Below are 16,110 nucleotides of genomic sequence, written 5' to 3'. Positions count from 1 at the left end.
GTTTACACCTTTCCTTCAGGGCGAACAAAACGCGAGAATATCGCGGGCAGATGGCTTGCGAGCCAAGCTGCACCAGCAACGTCCTTATCTCGCCAGGCCGCCAGCAGCAGCTCGGGCGTCAGTAAATGCTCGGCCTCTTGCGCCAGCGGGCGATAACTTAAATGCCAGGGTTCCACCGCCACCCCACCTTGATCGGCGGTAAACGGGCGATAGAAGCCAAACTCGGCCATATGTGCAGTCAGCCAAAGATTTAGCGGATGGAAATAACCACCGGCTTCATATTCCCACGGCTCTAACTGCAACTTTTGCCCAACGGGCAGCAGCGACGGATCGTAAACATCCAGATCGCTGCCCCAGTGGTGACGGCTGGCACCCGGTAGGGCCGACCAACGCAAAATGGCTTCACAACGCTCGGCGGCAGACAGTGGCTGGATATCCATCGGTTGGCTATTGTGATCCAATACTGGCCGCTCTCCGCAGAACTTACCATTCCAGATCGCCAGCTGCCGGTCAAAATCGCGAAAGGTGCTGGCCGGTTGCAGATCGAAGCCTGCCGTTTTAGCCGCCTGTTGCATGGCCTGAAAGGCCACCACCGCAGCGGGTTGCAGCCGGTGATTGCCGCTCAGTACGGTAAGGTGCTCCGTCGAGCGCCCGGTGAGCATTTCTGCGCTGATCATGCGACCAGTTGCTCCATGATACGCTGATACATGCGGCTCAGTAACTGCAGATCGGCCGCATGTACGCATTCATTCACTTTATGGATGGTGGCGTTGACCGGCCCCAGCTCAACCACCTGTGCTCCCATCTGAGCGATAAAGCGGCCATCAGAAGTACCGCCGGTAGTCAGTAGTTGCGGGGTGAGCTCGGCATAGTGTTCTACCGCATTTACCACGGCATCGACCAAAGCGCCTCGAGCGGTCAGGAAAGGCTGACCAGACAGCCACCAGTCGATGCTGTAGTTCAAGTTATGGCGATCCAACAGTTCCTGCACCCGCTGCTTGATCAGGGTGTCGGTAAGCTCGGTGCTGAAGCGGAAGTTGAACTGCACGAACATTTCACCGGGGATCACGTTGTTGCTGCCGGTACCGGCCTGCACGTTGGCAATTTGCATGCTGGTTGGCGGGAAGAATTCGTTGCCCTGATCCCACTCAATGGCGACCAGTTCGTTTAACGCAGGCATAGCCCGGTGAACCGGATTATCGGCCAGATGTGGATAGGCGACGTGACCCTGGACTCCATGAATACGCAGATTGGCGGTGATCGAGCCACGGCGGCCATTTTTCACCACGTCTCCGACCCGTTCGGTGCTTGAAGGTTCGCCGACCAGGCAATAATCAAGGCGCTCGTTGCGAGCCATCAAGGCTTCCACCACCTTCACGGTACCATGAGTGGCGCTGGCCTCTTCGTCTGAGGTGATCAGAAACGCCAGGCGGCCCTGATGGTTGGGGTTGGCGGCAACGAAGCGTTCTGCGGCTACCACCATGGCGGCCAGGGAGCCTTTCATATCGGCGGCTCCACGACCATAAAGCATGCCGTCGCGGATGACGGGCTCAAACGGCGGGTTATCCCAATTTTTCTCGTCGCCGGTTGGCACCACATCGGTGTGACCAGCAAATGCCAGAGTACTGCCCTGACCGCGCCAGGCCCAGAAGTTTTGCGTATCGCCAAAGTTCATTGGTTCGACGGTAAAACCGATCGCTTTCAGGCGGGCGATCATCAACTCCTGACAACCTTCGTCATGTGGGCTGAGGGAAGGGCGCTTGATAAGCTGTTGCGCCAGTTCGATAACAGGGCAGATCATGAGTTAACCTCGGTAATAAATTGCTGATAGCCTTCGCTGCTGAAGCCTGGCAGGGCATGTCCTTTACCATCATCCAGCAAAGGGCGTTTGATCATGGCCGGTTGCTCCAGCATAAGGGCGATGGCGGCATCGGCATTGTCGCAGGCATTGCGCTGGGCTTCATCCAGTTTACGCCAGGTGGTTCCACGAGTATTCAACAATGGTTCCCAACCCAGGCGCGCGACAAAATCACGCAACAGCTGCTCGTCGAGCCCGTCTGCGCGATAGTCGTGGAATTGGTAAGCCACTCCCTGTTCTTCCAGCCAGCGGCGGGCTTTTTTGATGGTGTCACAATTTTTGATGCCGAACATGGTCAGCGAGGCGTGCTGCGGTTTGTCTGTCATGGCGTAAAAGCTACCTTTTAATCGTCAAAATCTGTACTGAGTGGCACAAGCGTTGATCACTAACTTATACCGCACGGTGATAGCACAGATAATGCGGGAAAACGGGGTTTAGATCCAGACGGTCAAGGGGGTATCATGCAGGTGAAGAGTTTTGGTTTGTGAGGAACATGGGGCTGTTTTGCCAATCCTCCGGTAGGGGGGAGTTTGAACTGTAACAGCATCCCTGTGAAATAATAGGGTAAATCTATAGTTTTAATCAACGGCACTAATGGCACTAATACGGGGTGATTACATTCATGAGATATGGGTAAGTGGTTTCTTTACATTGATTTTGGTGATGTATTGGCGGTTTTTAATGATCGCATCATTCTCTTTACACTTGATTGTTTATGGTAGAGGTGTTAAAAACCATTTGTTTTGTATATAATATTGAGTCTTATATGATGTTTGCGTAGTGACTTTATAAAAAAGGATTTTGATATGGCTAATGACATTTTTCTAACTCTGAAAGGTGCAAAACAAGGGTTAATTACTGCGGGATGTTCCACTAAAGATTCAATCGGGAACTTATACCAGTCTGGACATACAGATCAAAGTTATCTTTATCAACTAAGCCATTCAATCAGTAGAGAGCAGCACGTTAGCCATCATCCGTTCGTTATCGTTAAGCCAATCGATAAGTCTTCACCTTTAATTGGTATCGCAATATCTAACAATGAACGTTTGGATGCAATTATAGATATATATAGAACCAACCAAAATGGTGGTCGAGAGTTGTTTTACACCATCAAGTTGACTAACGTTGCAATTATAGACGTTAACATTTTCTACCCTAATTCATCAACGCATAATGAATCACAACCACAAGAAAGTATATCTCTGAAGTACGAAAGCATCTCCTGGCAGCATCATATTGCAGGAACCAGTGGTTACAGTATTTGGGATGATAGAGTTTACTAATGAAAAAAGTAAAAAGCGTTGATAGACTCCTTTTGGAGTCTTATTTCACTAGGAGTGAAATAAAAAAAATAAAAAACAATGCTAATGTTTTTCAACTCGATATTCTATATTCAGTTAGAGATATAGGTAGAAGAACCCTCAGAGCAAGTATCATCTTAGGGGTAATACTAACTATTTTCACAATTGGAACAGTTTCCAAAGATGGTGTTTTTGGTTTTGGAATTATAGTTCTTATGTGCTTTATGATTGTAATACCTTCTTATTTCCTAACTCCAATGAGGCTCTACATTAAGTCTTTGTATTTTTTTGTGAAAGACAGAAGAAATGAAAAGTTAAAATGAGAAATTAATTTGCATTTTTGTGTAAGTCACATATTTCTTAGTGAGCTATTTCATTACTCCCTTTATAGTAATAGCATCGCTCACTATCTCCAATGAGAGTGAGAACTTCCCCATGGTTTTAAAGCCAGTAACCGCATCGTTATACATAGCATAATATAATCTTTCAGTATCTGGTCCTCTACCACTTATACCTAACCAGCTTCTACTATTTGGTACTACTACCTTGCCAAATAAAGCTTTTAATGAAAGGGACAGGTCTATGCCTGCATATAGAATATCGCCACCACGTTCACCATAACCTACGTTGGTAGATGCCCAGCGATATAGGTCTCTTAAGTAACCTGTATTTTCCTCACCCGTGAAGAAAAATTGTAAGTTTTCGTAGATGTTATTCGCTCCATGACAAATAAGTAAAACGCCCGTAACACCACTAACGAAAGTGACTTCTGATGCTAGCACCATAGCTAATCCAGAGGCCACTTGTGATAGTCCTGCGACAACGCCGATTGCTTTAACAACATATGTGTATACGCCGTTTTCTTTTTTTATTTCCAAATATACAGCTCTGGCCACCTTATTAAGTTGTAACGACTCATACTGCATTCTTAAAGAATCATGCTCAGTTTTTAGACAGGCAAATGCATTGCGTTGCCCTTCTTGAGTCGTTGCTGCACGGCAAGTCGATATATGATGATTGATCAGACCATCAATTTCTTTTTGAAATGAAAATCTTGATTGTGCATTTTTTAGATAAAAAGCAGATGCTCTGTTAGCCAAACGGCCTAACTCATGAGAGTTTGCAAGTGCCATCTCAAGGTAGTAGTTTTTCACTTGTTCACGAAAACCGAAATAATTATCCATATAAAACAAATCCCTTTAAAATAAAAATCGTGATCATTATATCGTGCTTACTTTAATTCGCTTATTCATGATAGCAATCTCTACGAAAGTGATCAAATGTAGCTACTTTGCTTGAGTGATGGGGGGCGGAATGAGGATACCTCCGTAGCTATGATGGAAAATTAGTGTAACGCACAGGGAATGTTGATGCCGAACATGGTCAGCGAGGCGTGCTGCGGTTTGTCTGTCATGGCGTAAAAGCTACCTTTTAATCGTCAAAATCTGTACTGAGTGGCAGACTGGGTCACAATGTTATACCACTCGGTTATAGAACAGATAATGCGGGAAAATGGAGTTTAAATCCAGACAACGATGTGTTCATCATTGACAGGGAGATACCTGTATTTTCAGGTCCGCAGATGAGTAACACATTTGGTTTTGACCTTCTCTGTAAAGCGACGAGATACTGCCCCACTCAGTACTAATTGTTTGTCACAGACGGGGGAAAGTAATTATGCTGCGAATATTAATTTACCAAGACAACCTCCAACAATTTTTGATAATATCATCTGGGAATAGATGATGTAGTTTCGTATGACTTGTGCAACATATTATTCTTTATTTTATATTACAACATGGAAGTGAAAATGAATGCGAGAAAACTAATCCTAACAAGTTGCTTTTCATATAGGGATCTATTAGAAATAAAACGCTCGTATGCTAAAACCGTGCGTAAGGTTTATGGTGGAGAGGGTAGGGTTTCGAGTGAAGAGACATTTGAGAATTATATTTTTGTTCTTGCCGATATTGTAAGTAGCACTGTTTTCATCTTCTCGGCTTTAGGTATTTTAAATACAGGGATTCTTATATGCCTCCATGGCTTAACTAGAGGGCCATTTGTCATGTTTATTATAAGCATAGCATTCGTGGCTTGTGTGGTAATTAGGAATGGTAAAGCAAGTAAGTTACAGATAAAAACCACAATAAAGTTAATTAACTTAAGGTTGAGGGTTTTTATTTTTAGGCTCAGCCTACCGTAGCACACAAATGAATATTGTTTTTTTGTTATTATGAATTATTCACTATCATGATATTTGTAGTCATTGTCATAAAGTGTGGCTTTAAGTGTATTAAGGGATAAGCCTGCTTGAAATGTCCTCATAGCAGTATTTTTATTTTCTCACTTAATAATTAGCAGTTTGATGTTCAACGCACATACCCGCTATTTTGTAACCTTTCCAGCGCGCTCCCATCGGCGTACACCATGCCGGTAGTCAGATCGTGGAAGCCATATCGCTTATAAAATGCCAATTTGTCCGGCACCGAGTAAATAAACACTTTACCTAATGGGGCCAGATCATGCATGACGCGATCCATCAACTGCTGACCATAACCTTGCCCCTGGAAGCGCGGATGGATGGCGACATCGGCCAGATAAGCTACCGAAGTCATGTCACTGATGGCATGGGCGGTGGCCATCAACTCCCCCTCAATAAAGCCCCAATAACAGAATTGGCTATTTTGGTATACCTTCTGTAAGACCTGTGGATCACGCTCGCCCAGTCCGGCAGCGGCCAGCAATTCGCCCAACTGTTGCCAGTCGATATTACAGTTACGCAGATCGGTGATGAGCTCCATCATTCTCCCCTTAACCAATACGATCCAAATCCGCAGCATATTGCTGGATCGCACGCTGGTAGCTGCTGATCTCCGTATGTGCCGAGGTCTCTGCCAACAGGATCAGCAGGTCCGATACCGCCTGTTTGGTTTCCCCCAGATTGTAGAGCGTCATGGCGCGGAACAGCGTGATCTCCTTGGCCTGCGGGAACTCGTTTAGCCCGTCGTCGAAAGCGGTTAGCGATTTCTGGTATTCCCCCAATGCGCGATAGGTGCTACCCAGGCCCAGCCAGGCTTCCTGGCGTAACTGTGCAGGCAGGCCGTGCTGCAAGGCGGCGAGATAGCAGGGGATCGCCTGCTGTTCAAAGCCCTGCACATCGTAAAGGCACGCCAGCTGGTAATGTAGCGAGCCATCCAACGGTGCCTGTTGCAGCATCTGTTGGGCCAGCTCGGTGGCTTCCGGATAGCGACCTTGTTGTTTCAACTGCTCGATGGTGATACTCGAAGACATGATTTTCCCTTTCAACGGTGTTTCGCTAAATCCTGTAGCAACGTTACTCCTTCACTATTCATCCGCAAAGAAATATATACCCGGATAGATCTCTGATGAGTTTGCAATGGTGAGTTCACTCATTCTGATGGATAATGTCCTATGATTAAACAGGTTTTTTTTGACGGTAACCCGTGATATTTTTCACAAAAAATGCCTGCGGGCATACCAGTGAGTAAAAAATGACACCCCACGTTCCATCATATGTTCGACAACTTGTCACCCTGCTGCTATGGGGGATCATCTATTACCTCGCCGGATTGATCTCATTAAAATTTGACGATCCCGATTCGCCGATCGCTATCGTGTGGTTTCCCTCCGGTGTTGCGGTTGCCGCCTTTCTTTTGACTCGCTGGCGCAGTTATTTATCCCTGTTCGTCATCTTGACGTTGGCGGACTTGTTGTTGACGGAAAGCTGGCAGAATAATCCACTGATATCGCTGATCTATACCCTGCTGTCCATGCCAGCCAACGTCGCGATCGCCTGGGCCGTTCGCCGCTTTGCACGGCTTAATGACGATCTCCATACAATCTTAATTTGTATCACCGCAACCGTGGTCTTCAGCGGTCTGGATGCGCTAATTATCGGTGGAGGTTATGCACTAATCCACCAGCAGCCTTTGTTCAGCTTGTTCTGGCAGAATTTTATCGCTGATGTTACCGGTATTATCTTTGCCACAGCCGTTATCATGGGGGTTGTCAATCGGCGTTTGGTTGCCGCCAGTTGCAATCTGCAAATGGGCCTTCTGGGAGGGGCACTTTGGCTGCTGCTGTGTGCTTCGATCTGGTTTATCTTCGGCTACCCACTTCTCTGGCTGCAACACAACGCCGCTGCGCTCTACTTTGCCTTGGCATGCCTCCCCATTATTCTGGCTATTATGCTGTCTGTGGCCTGGGGGAATCGTGGGGGATCTCTAGCGCTTCTCACTCTTGGGTTGGGAGTGATTTATTATACCGATAATCAGAATGGACCATTTTTTATCAAGGGGTTACATCTCAATGAGTCTCTGTTATTAGCCTTGAGCTACCTTTCCGCGACGGCGTTGTTGATCGTGTTTATCAGGGTGTTGAAGCACTCTACCAACAGTTTTAACCCAGACACTGGCCGGATAACCGGCAAGGGGGTGATTTATAGCCTCAATCCGCGGACCGGGGTTTTGCACTGGGAGGATGAGCTCGGCAGTTTGTATGAGCAGAAGGTTCCCAGCAAGCTAGACACCGTAGATGACGTGATGCAATGGGTTCACCCGCATGATCAAGGCAAACTGCGTGACCATTGGCTCCTCAATGATAGTCCTCAACCCCGTGCCCCGTTGATATTCCGTTTCCAGATGCCACAGGGAGAGTGGTTGACGTTGGTGGATAACAGCTGTGTTCTGCTGGATGAGGAAGAACAGAGCATTATTGTCGGCAATTGGCAAGCAAGCCACTATCACCAGGACAGTTAAATGAACCTATTATTTGCGTATTGTGGAGAGTTGCAGCAGTGATCCAGATTGCCTTGTTATTATTCGGCGTTGATTTTGTGCGCTCCAAAGCCAAATTTTTGGGGGTAATCGGGATTATCTGGGGGCTTATGGGGATCGGTATCTTTATCGATGGCCTTGATGGTGTGCTCTATTTTCCCTTACAGGTTTTTGGTGCCCTGATGCTTCTGGAGAGCCTGGTCACGTTGAGTATTGCCTCCAGCGGGGTTGGGGCGCAGAAAGCCGTGCTCTACTTCAAGGGGGGGATCTTTTGTGTTGTCGCACTGTTGATTCTGGCGAACAAACCCTACAGTAATCTGCTCCTGGCAATCCTATTTGGTTTCTCCTATTTCGTTATCGGCTTGTTTATGGTCGCTTCTGCCTGGATCGTCCGGTTTCCACGTTGGAGGAATGCGCTGGTCAGCGGCATTGCTCAAATACTGTTCGCCATGCTCTTATTTAGCCCTTATCCGGCGCACTATAAGGCCACCATATCGTTTTTCCTGGGCACATTGATGGTTTTCAGTGGCATCAATATCCTGAAATTAGCCAGGCGGGCCAACCTGTTAAGGGAAGGCACCTCGGTGTTTGAATTGTTGGCACCCACCGAGATGTTATATGCCTTTGGAAAGAAATCGGCGGCTCGGCCAGCCGAGGTGGTTGCTCCCAGCATTGATTTTAAACAGCCTTTAACCGTCCATATCTGGACTCCGGAAGGAACGGCGAGTGCGGCCCCAATCCCCCGGCCAGTCATTAATCGCTATATCGCGGCAGTAGATGCTCAAGGGGTTATCTCTACCGGGCATGCTGCATTGGAACTGGTACCGAGCATCTACATCAGCCTGTATCCAGCGGCAGATATCGATCGTTCTCCTTCAGAGTTCCTCAATGTGTTGAAGGCGACGCGAGAAAATGACGTGCCCGGCACCTTCCAGCCGGACTATGTTACCGAGGCGACCAACTGGTGCGATTCGAATCGGCAGATCCAGTTTCACCGTTATAACAGCTCGGCACTGCTACGTTTTTGGAGCGGCTATCAGCAGACAAAAGTCTACAACCTGACGTCGCGTAACTGCTCCAGTAGTGTTGCCTATGCCTTGGAAGCCTCACTGGATGGCGTGCTTGCCAAACAGAGTAAAAGCTGGCTGGGTACCTTACGTATTTTGACCATGCCGGAACTGTGGATTGCCGCGCAGGTACGCAGACGGGCACTCTCAATGGCCTGGACGCCGGGGCTGGTGATGGATTACGCCCGAGCGCTGCGACATATTGTTCACCCCGTGCCTCAGCCATGGTATCAGCGTATTCTCAAGCGCAGGCAGCCGGAAAAAGAGGGATAGCGACGCGTCATGATTATTTTACAACAATAATCAGCCACACAATTGTTTTGGCTAAGGCAGACCGCGGATCATCCAAATTATTCGGCGGGTTTCGTTAAAAAAGTAACATCCGGGTAGGTTTTTGATTAATCTGAAAATATGCTCCGCTCCTGGGTTTTGTTAACTGGCATCGTTCCCAAAAGGCTTCACTTGGTCAAAAAACAGGCGTAGAATCCCTGCGTCCAATAACTGGAGGTTATGAAGTATCATGGTTGATCGAGAGTTAACAAATTGGAAAGACTTTATTGATGAGATGTTAGGTAACTAACACCATATAGGGTTTAAAGCTTGAATAAGGCTGTTGGGTTTGTTTTTATTTAAAGCACCTAGGGTAACAATATTAAGTCTTTAGCAAAGCAGCCTCGGTTTCCCGAAGCTGCTTTTTTTACGCCTGCTATTGGCTATCGTGATGGTGAGGCAGCGCCTTACCAGGGAAGCGGCGGCGTACCAATACGAAGAACAGCGGCACAAAGAAAATTGCCAGAACGGTGGCTGAAATCATACCGCCCATCACTCCGGTACCTACTGCATGCTGGCTGCCAGAACCTGCACCGGAACTGATGGCCATTGGCAGAACGCCGAAGATAAACGCCAGTGAGGTCATCAGGATAGGGCGCAAACGCTGGCGCGAGGCTTCCAGCGTTGCCTCCAGCAACTCCTGGCCTTTATTGTTCAGTTCGTTGGCAAATTCCACGATCAGAATGGCGTTCTTGGCCGACAGCCCGATAATCGTCAATAGCCCCACTTGGAAGTACACATCGTTTTCCAGCCCGCGCAGCCAGGTGGCCGTGACGGCACCGATCACCCCCAGTGGTACCACCAATATGACCGAGAACGGGATCGACCAGCTTTCATACAGGGCGGCGAGACACAGGAATACCACCAACAGCGAGATGGCATACAGCGCCGGTGCCTGGGAACCGGACAGGCGTTCCTGGTAGGACATTGCGGTCCATTCCAGACCGAAACCGGTCGGTAGCTGGCTGACGAGTTTTTCCATTTCATCCATCGCGGTACCGGTACTGACGCCCGGGGCAGCCTCGCCCACGATTTCTACCGTGGAGTTACCGTTGTAGCGTTCCAGACGCGGTGAACCATATTCCCAATGGGAGGTAGCAAAGGCGGAGAAGGGCACCATCCCACCGCTGTCGTTACGCACGTACCACTTGTTGATGTCCTCCGGCAGCATGCGGAAGGGCGCTCCGGCCTGGACGTACACTTTCTTCACTCGCCCGCGGTCTAAAAAGTCGTTGACGTAGGTGGAGCCCCAGGCGGTTGACAAGGTGCTGTTGATATCGTCGATCGACACGCCCAGCGCCTGCGCCTTGCGTTGGTCGATATCGATCTGCAACTGCGGGCTGTCATCAAGACCATTATGGCGCACGCGCGATAGCTGCGGGTTTTGCCCAGCCAACTGCAGTAATTGATCGCGAGCCTCCATCAGCTTGACGTGCCCCAGCCCGGCGTGGTCTTCCAACTGCATATCGAAGCCCGAAGAGTTCCCCAGCCCGGTGATTGCTGGCGGGCTGCTGGCAATAACGCGCGCTTCGTTGATATTGCTAAAGGCTTTGGTAGCTCGCTCGATGATATCGAAAGAACTATTGGCTCCCGAACTGCGTAGATCCCAGTCCTTCAGGCGCAAGAACAGGCGTGCGACGTTCTGGCCGTTGCCGCCTGGCCCGGCACCGATGGTGGAGAACACTGACAGTACGTCGGCTTTCTCTTCGGTCAGGAAGTAGTGCTCGACCTTTTCCACCACCTTGGTGGTTTGTTGCAGGGTGGAACCTGCTGGCAACTGCACCTGCACGGTGAACACGCCACGGTCTTCCTGCGGCAGGAACGAGGTCGGCAGTTTGATAAACAGCACCGCCATACCGGCCAACAGCAACAGGTAGATCACCATGTAGCGGGCACTGTGGTGCAGCACGCGCGCTACCCCACGTTCATAGCGTTCGGTATTGCGGTTGAACATGCGGTTAAACCAGCCGAAGAAACCGCGCTTGCCGTGATGATGGCCTTTGGCGATCGGCTGGAGAATAGTGGCGCACAGCGCTGGGGTGAGGATCATGGCGACCAGCACCGAAAGCACCATTGCGGAAACGATAGTGATCGAGAACTGGCGATAAATGGCGCCGGTGGTGCCGCCGAAGAAGGCCATAGGAATAAATACCGCCGAAAGCACCATTGCAATCCCCACCAGCGCGCCCTGGATCTGCCCCATGGATTTACGGGTGGCGTCCCTGGGGGAGAGACCTTCCTCGCTCATCACGCGTTCCACGTTTTCTACCACCACGATGGCGTCATCCACCAATAGGCCGATCGCCAGCACCATGGCAAACATCGTCAGGGTGTTGATGCTGTAGCCGAAGGCCGAAAGGATGGCAAAGGTGCCCAACAGCACCACCGGAACGGCGATAGTGGGAATTAGCGTGGCGCGGAAGTTCTGCAAGAACAGGTACATGACTAAAAACACCAGCAAAATGGCTTCCAGCAGGGTTTTTACCACATCATGGATCGACGCCTGCACGAACGGCGTCGTCTCATAGGCGATCTTGGCTTCCAGCCCGTGGGGGAAATAGTGTGAAAGCTCGGCGATCTTGGCTTTCACCAACTGGTCGGTTTGCAATTCGTTGGCACCGGAAGCCAGCTTGATGTTCATCCCGGCGGCCTGCAATCCGTTGTAACGGCTGAGGTAGTTATAGTTTTCCCCGCCCAATTCCACCGTGGCAACGTCACCCAGGGTGACCAGCGAACCGTCCCGATTGACGCGCAGCGTGATCTGGCGGAACTGCTCCGGCGTTTGCAACTGGGATTGAGCGTTGATGGTGGCGTTTAGCGCCTGCTGATCCACGGAAGGGGATCCGCCCAACTGGCCCACCGCGACCTGGGTGTTCTGCGAACTGATGGCGCTGACTACATCCTGAGTGGTGAGCTGATAGCTGGTGAGCTTGTTCGGATCCAGCCAGATACGCATGGCGTATTGTGAACCGTAAACGTCCATGCTGCCCACGCCGTTAATGCGGCTGAGGGGGTCTTGCAGATTGGAGACGATGTAGTCCGCGATGTCCTGCTTATCCATGCTGCCATCGTTGGAGACAAAGGCCACCATCATCAGCGTGGTATCGCCCGATTTTGACACCGTTACGCCTTGTTGCTGTACCGCCTGTGGCAACCGCTTGATGGCGGCTTGCAGCTTGTTTTGTACTTGTTGCATTGCCTCGTTGGGATCGGTGCCGGCATCAAAGGTCAACGTAACCGAGGCCTGGCCGGTATTGGTGCTCTGGGACGACATATACATCATGTTGTCGAGGCCGGTCATGTTCTGTTCGATAATCTGGGTAACGGTATTTTCCAGCGTCTGTGCCGATGCGCCTGGATAGGAGGCGCTGATACGCACGTTTGGCGGAGCGAGGTTCGGATATTGTTCGACAGGCAGAGAAAAAATCGCCAACGTCCCCGTCAGGCAAAGAATAATTGCCAGAACCCAGGCAAAAATCGGGCGATCAATAAAAAAATTGGCCATGCGGCATGAACCTCGTTGTGACTTATTCTATTTTTGACAGCATCACCTATGCTTTCGCCTGGCGCTGATGGATGGCCGGGCTGTCGCAGGATTTGATTGTACCCAAAGGTGCTACTGCACTTTACTCGTCGAGCGCAGATAAAGCGTGGAGAAAAAAAGGAGATAATGTAAATAACAGTAGTAGAAATCTACAGTTACACATTGCACCACCACGAAACGCGTCATTATGGCGATTTTATTGCGTTACGGTGAAATAATCAGGACGTTTTCCTCAGCAGGAGTTAAGTATGGAAATTAACCCGGTATTTGCTCGTCGTCTTTATCTGTGTTGGCTGATCAGCAGCAATGAACGCCCTAACGTTCCGCGCCTGATGGAACTGACCGGTTGGCCGCGCCGTACGTTGCAGGATGTACTCAAAGCTTTGCCAGGCCTGGGCCTGGAGTTGCAGTTTGTGCAGCAGGGGAAGCGTAATAATGATGGCTATTACCAGTTGGTAAACTGGGGCCCGTTAAGCCAAAGCTGGGTTAATCAGCATCATGAGATGCTGCTGGCGGCCATTGGGTGAATGTTCCCCGGCGTGCCGGGGAAGCATTACTGGCTTTTCGCTTCCAGATACATCACGGTCGCTGCCACGCGTGAGCGCACGTTGAGCTTGCGCAGCATATTGCGGATGTGCACTTTCACCGTCTCTTCAGAAATATGCAACTGCGCCGCGACCTGCTTGTTTGACATGCCACGCGCCACTTCCTGCAACACATCCAGTTCACGCTCGGTGAGAGCGGCAAAGGGATCGTGTTGCTCGCTGCGTGACGAAAGATAGTCCGCTACCGCATCGCTAATCACGTTCTGGCCCTCGGCAGCCTGGCGAATATGCTCCAGCAACTGTTCTGGCTCGCTGTCTTTCAGCAGGTAGCCATCGGCGCCCGCATCGATCAGCGCATAGACGTCGCTGCGGGAGTCGGAAACGGTCAGCACGATAATGCGTGCATCTACCCCTTCATCGCGCAGTGCTTTCAGCGTATCCAGCCCGGAAAGACCCTTCATGTTCAGATCGAGCAGGATCACGTCTGGCGTGAACTGCGCGGCCAGGGCGATCGCCTCAGCACCGCCGCTGGCTTCTGCCACCACGGTGAAAGTAGGATCTAGCCCCAGTAACTGTTTGATGCCACGGCGCATCAATGGGTGATCGTCCACGATCATTACTCGGTAATTATTCATCACAATAAAACGTGCTCCCTGTAGCGAGTAAAGCCACTGCCTACTGCCGGCAGTAAAGCTGACTCTTAAAATATAGTAGTAATTAGCATTGTCGCTCGGCTCGAATGGCCGCCGTGTAATGCTGTTAGCCCTTATGGCGGGAAGCTAAGACAGACCTCCGTGCCCCCGGCATTGCCACGCCTGATATGTAACGTCCCGTTCAGGCGCGATGCGCGTTCGCTCATAATGGTTAGCCCGTAATGGCCTTCCGGTTCATCCAGGCTGTCGATGCCGCAGCCGTCGTCACAAATGGTGATCTCGTTGTCGCCGCTGGGGGAGACTTCGCAATGGATCACAATTTCCTGTGCATCGGCGTGTTTGATGGCATTAAGCACGGCTTCACGCACGATCTGTAGCGCGTGAACCTGTTGTTGGGCATTCAACGCCTGTGAGGCTAACCGACAGTGTAACTGAATCCGCGCGCTGGTCAGCAGTTTTAATGGTTCCAGTACCTGCTGCAACGCGGCGTTCAGATCGGCATCCTGAATGCTCAACCGGAAGGTGGCCAGCAGTTCGCGCAATTGGCGATAGGCATCCGCCAGCGCCCGATCAAAATCATCAATGATCTCATCTGCCTGCGATGAATGGCCTGTCAGGGTACGTTTGAGCAAGGTAAGCTGGATGCGCAGGAAAGTGAGGGCCTGGGCTAACGAATCGTGCAGTTCACGGGCAATGGTGGCGCGTTCCTCCATCAGCAGGAACTGCATATGCTGCTTTTGTGCGCGGTTAAAGTAAACCCCGCGGCTGAGCATATTGGTCACGCTTTGCATCAGGTGCGGGTGGGGCGGCTGTTGCTCATGTTGCCAGCTCAGGCTACCCAAGGGTTTGTTGTCTTGCATGATCACCTGTGAATGCCAGGCCAGTTCCGCCACGGGTTCACCACTGCTGACCTGCCATTGGCTTAGGCTGTCTTCCACATTGAGCCGGATACAATGTAATTGTTCGCTTAGCTTGATGATATGCAAGACCTTCTCAAACGCCCGCTGATCCAACTGCCCAACGCTCAGCGCCTGGGAGCAGCTGTAGAGCACCTCCAGCGTGCGGTTGGCCTGCTGTAGGCGCTCGGTTTTTTCCTGCACCTTTTGTTCCAGTGACTGGTAGAGCTTCGCCAATTCGCCAGACATGGTGGTGAAGGTTTGCGACAGGACGCCCAGTTCGTTTGGCAATGAAACGTCGAGCGGCGGATGATTAAAGTCACGTTGTTGCATACGCAGGCTGGCGTCCACCAGGCGTTTGAGCGGGGTGACCACTTGGCGGCGCATAAAGCGGATGCAGAACAGCACCAGGGCAATGATGGCGATGTAGCCCATCACGCTGATCGTCGCTACGATGGTCAGTTTTTGTTCGGAGTAGCGCTGCAAAGCCAAGACAAAATGGTCGATCTGGTTAACATAGCTGGCCACGTTGGCCTGATAGTTTTCCGGGTTCCCGGCCAGGATCTGTTTTTCCAGTACCAGCCAGGCCTGGCGCAGCGTCAGGTATTTTTGCCGCACATCGTCAGGCACATAAAATCGATCGAGTTTAAGCAAGGCCGGAGCCATCAGCGACTGCTGATACTGCACCAGGTGCTGCTGCACTTCAGCGGAACCGTTAGTGAGCTCATACGCCAACCGGTAGCTCTGCATGCGCAACGATCCCGCGATATTGATCGCTTCGGCATCTTGCAGGCTGCCGGCCACGGTAGTCAGTGCCAGTCCGGTGGACAGCACGGAAAGGATCACGATACTTATCAGCGCCTTCGCCAGGCTGCCGGTCACTGAGCGTTTTACGAGCAATTAAGCGTCCTTCTGGTTATAGGCCTGAGTGTTATGCGCCGTCAAATTATAACTTTTGCTGGCAAAAAGCATGGCGATTTTGAGCAAACGGCCGATTTAGCGCCAAAACAAATCTTCGCTATATAATCAATTAAATAGCGATTTGGCGGTCTACCGTTGGCAAAATGCCCTATATCGGCTATCAGTGATTGATCTGGCGCAAGTAATACCTACTTTT

At 50.5% G+C, this 16,110-nt stretch carries 15 protein-coding genes; 6 read left to right on the top strand and 9 right to left on the bottom strand.

Translation table 11 applies throughout. The features are described from left to right. Window positions 1-2 precede the first annotated feature (2 nt). Genes KGP21_RS20645 through KGP21_RS20635 form a run of 3 tightly spaced genes read right to left on the bottom strand, consistent with a single transcriptional unit; the run spans window position 3 to window position 2,184 of the window. Window positions 3-677 carry a M15 family metallopeptidase gene (locus KGP21_RS20645; protein WP_059201475.1) on the bottom strand — a complete coding sequence of 225 codons (675 nt, stop codon included), beginning with the start codon at window positions 675-677 and terminating at the stop codon, window positions 3-5. After that, window positions 674-1,801 carry a succinyl-diaminopimelate desuccinylase gene (gene dapE, locus KGP21_RS20640; protein ID WP_021807105.1) on the bottom strand — a complete coding sequence of 376 codons (1,128 nt, stop codon included), beginning with the start codon at window positions 1,799-1,801 and terminating at the stop codon, window positions 674-676. Before dapE ends, KGP21_RS20645 begins: the two co-directional genes overlap by 4 nt. Beyond that, window positions 1,798-2,184 (bottom strand): ArsC family reductase, encoded by a 387-nt coding sequence (locus KGP21_RS20635; protein WP_223536154.1) that lies wholly within the window; start codon window positions 2,182-2,184, stop codon window positions 1,798-1,800. The genes dapE and KGP21_RS20635 overlap by 4 nt, the downstream gene beginning before the upstream one ends. A 480-nt stretch (window positions 2,185-2,664) precedes the next feature. On the opposite strand from KGP21_RS20635, the gene KGP21_RS20630 reads away from it, so the two are divergent. Together KGP21_RS20630 and KGP21_RS20625 are read left to right on the top strand one after the other, a co-directional pair. After that, window positions 2,665-3,144 (top strand): Hcp family type VI secretion system effector, encoded by a 480-nt coding sequence (locus KGP21_RS20630; RefSeq protein ID WP_037376383.1) that lies wholly within the window; start codon window positions 2,665-2,667, stop codon window positions 3,142-3,144. Continuing rightward, a complete protein-coding gene (locus KGP21_RS20625; RefSeq protein WP_037376382.1) occupies window positions 3,144-3,485 on the top strand; it encodes a hypothetical protein in 342 nt (113 codons plus the stop codon). Before KGP21_RS20630 ends, KGP21_RS20625 begins: the two co-directional genes overlap by 1 nt. 45 nt (window positions 3,486-3,530) lie before the next feature. Here KGP21_RS20625 and KGP21_RS20620 read toward each other — a convergent pair whose 3' ends face one another. From KGP21_RS20620 to KGP21_RS20610, 3 genes are all read right to left on the bottom strand, one after another. Further along, complete coding sequence (locus KGP21_RS20620) at window positions 3,531-4,346, bottom strand: DUF4225 domain-containing protein (protein ID WP_223536152.1); 816 nt, start codon at window positions 4,344-4,346, stop codon at window positions 3,531-3,533. Between the two features lie 1,185 nt (window positions 4,347-5,531). Further along, a complete protein-coding gene (locus KGP21_RS20615; RefSeq protein WP_094982798.1) occupies window positions 5,532-5,963 on the bottom strand; it encodes a GNAT family N-acetyltransferase in 432 nt (143 codons plus the stop codon). A gap of 10 nt (window positions 5,964-5,973) precedes the next feature. Beyond that, entirely contained in the window at window positions 5,974-6,453 is a 480-nt protein-coding gene (locus KGP21_RS20610; protein WP_115159520.1) for a tetratricopeptide repeat protein, read from the bottom strand. Between the two features lie 221 nt (window positions 6,454-6,674). Here KGP21_RS20610 and KGP21_RS20605 point away from each other — a divergent pair, with 221 nt between their 5' ends. From KGP21_RS20605 to ypfM, 3 genes are all read left to right on the top strand, one after another. Next, window positions 6,675-7,940, top strand: a complete 1,266-nt coding sequence (locus KGP21_RS20605) for an MASE1 domain-containing protein (protein WP_223536150.1) — start codon at window positions 6,675-6,677, stop codon at window positions 7,938-7,940. A gap of 38 nt (window positions 7,941-7,978) precedes the next feature. Then, window positions 7,979-9,298 (top strand): HdeD family acid-resistance protein, encoded by a 1,320-nt coding sequence (locus tag KGP21_RS20600; protein ID WP_094982735.1) that lies wholly within the window; start codon window positions 7,979-7,981, stop codon window positions 9,296-9,298. A gap of 247 nt (window positions 9,299-9,545) precedes the next feature. After that, complete coding sequence (gene ypfM / locus KGP21_RS29790; RefSeq protein WP_138106377.1) at window positions 9,546-9,605, top strand: protein YpfM; 60 nt, start codon at window positions 9,546-9,548, stop codon at window positions 9,603-9,605. A 126-nt stretch (window positions 9,606-9,731) separates the two neighbouring features. On the opposite strand, the gene acrD is transcribed toward ypfM, so the two are convergent. Beyond that, window positions 9,732-12,860, bottom strand: a complete 3,129-nt coding sequence (acrD, locus tag KGP21_RS20590; RefSeq protein WP_223536148.1) for a multidrug efflux RND transporter permease AcrD — start codon at window positions 12,858-12,860, stop codon at window positions 9,732-9,734. 287 nt (window positions 12,861-13,147) lie between these two features. On the opposite strand from acrD, the gene KGP21_RS20585 reads away from it, so the two are divergent. Then, a complete protein-coding gene (locus KGP21_RS20585) occupies window positions 13,148-13,426 on the top strand; it encodes a helix-turn-helix domain-containing protein (protein WP_021807096.1) in 279 nt (92 codons plus the stop codon). Between the two features lie 26 nt (window positions 13,427-13,452). Here the strand turns inward: KGP21_RS20585 and narP are convergent, their stop codons facing one another. Both narP and narQ read right to left on the bottom strand, forming a co-directional pair. Further along, window positions 13,453-14,085: a nitrate/nitrite response regulator protein NarP gene (narP, locus tag KGP21_RS20580; RefSeq protein ID WP_059201467.1), complete on the bottom strand. Its 633-nt coding sequence runs from the start codon at window positions 14,083-14,085 to the stop codon at window positions 13,453-13,455. 125 nt (window positions 14,086-14,210) lie between these two features. Further along, window positions 14,211-15,893 (bottom strand): nitrate/nitrite two-component system sensor histidine kinase NarQ, encoded by a 1,683-nt coding sequence (narQ, locus tag KGP21_RS20575; protein ID WP_021807094.1) that lies wholly within the window; start codon window positions 15,891-15,893, stop codon window positions 14,211-14,213. Window positions 15,894-16,110: the final 217 nt, after the last annotated feature.

It is taken from the genome of Serratia sp. JSRIV004, assembly GCF_019968705.1.
In the GTDB taxonomy this organism is placed as follows: Bacteria; Pseudomonadota; Gammaproteobacteria; order Enterobacterales; family Enterobacteriaceae; genus Chania; species Chania fonticola_B.
Note: the sequence above shows the minus strand (reverse complement) of the source record. Positions and strands in the feature narration are given on the sequence as shown.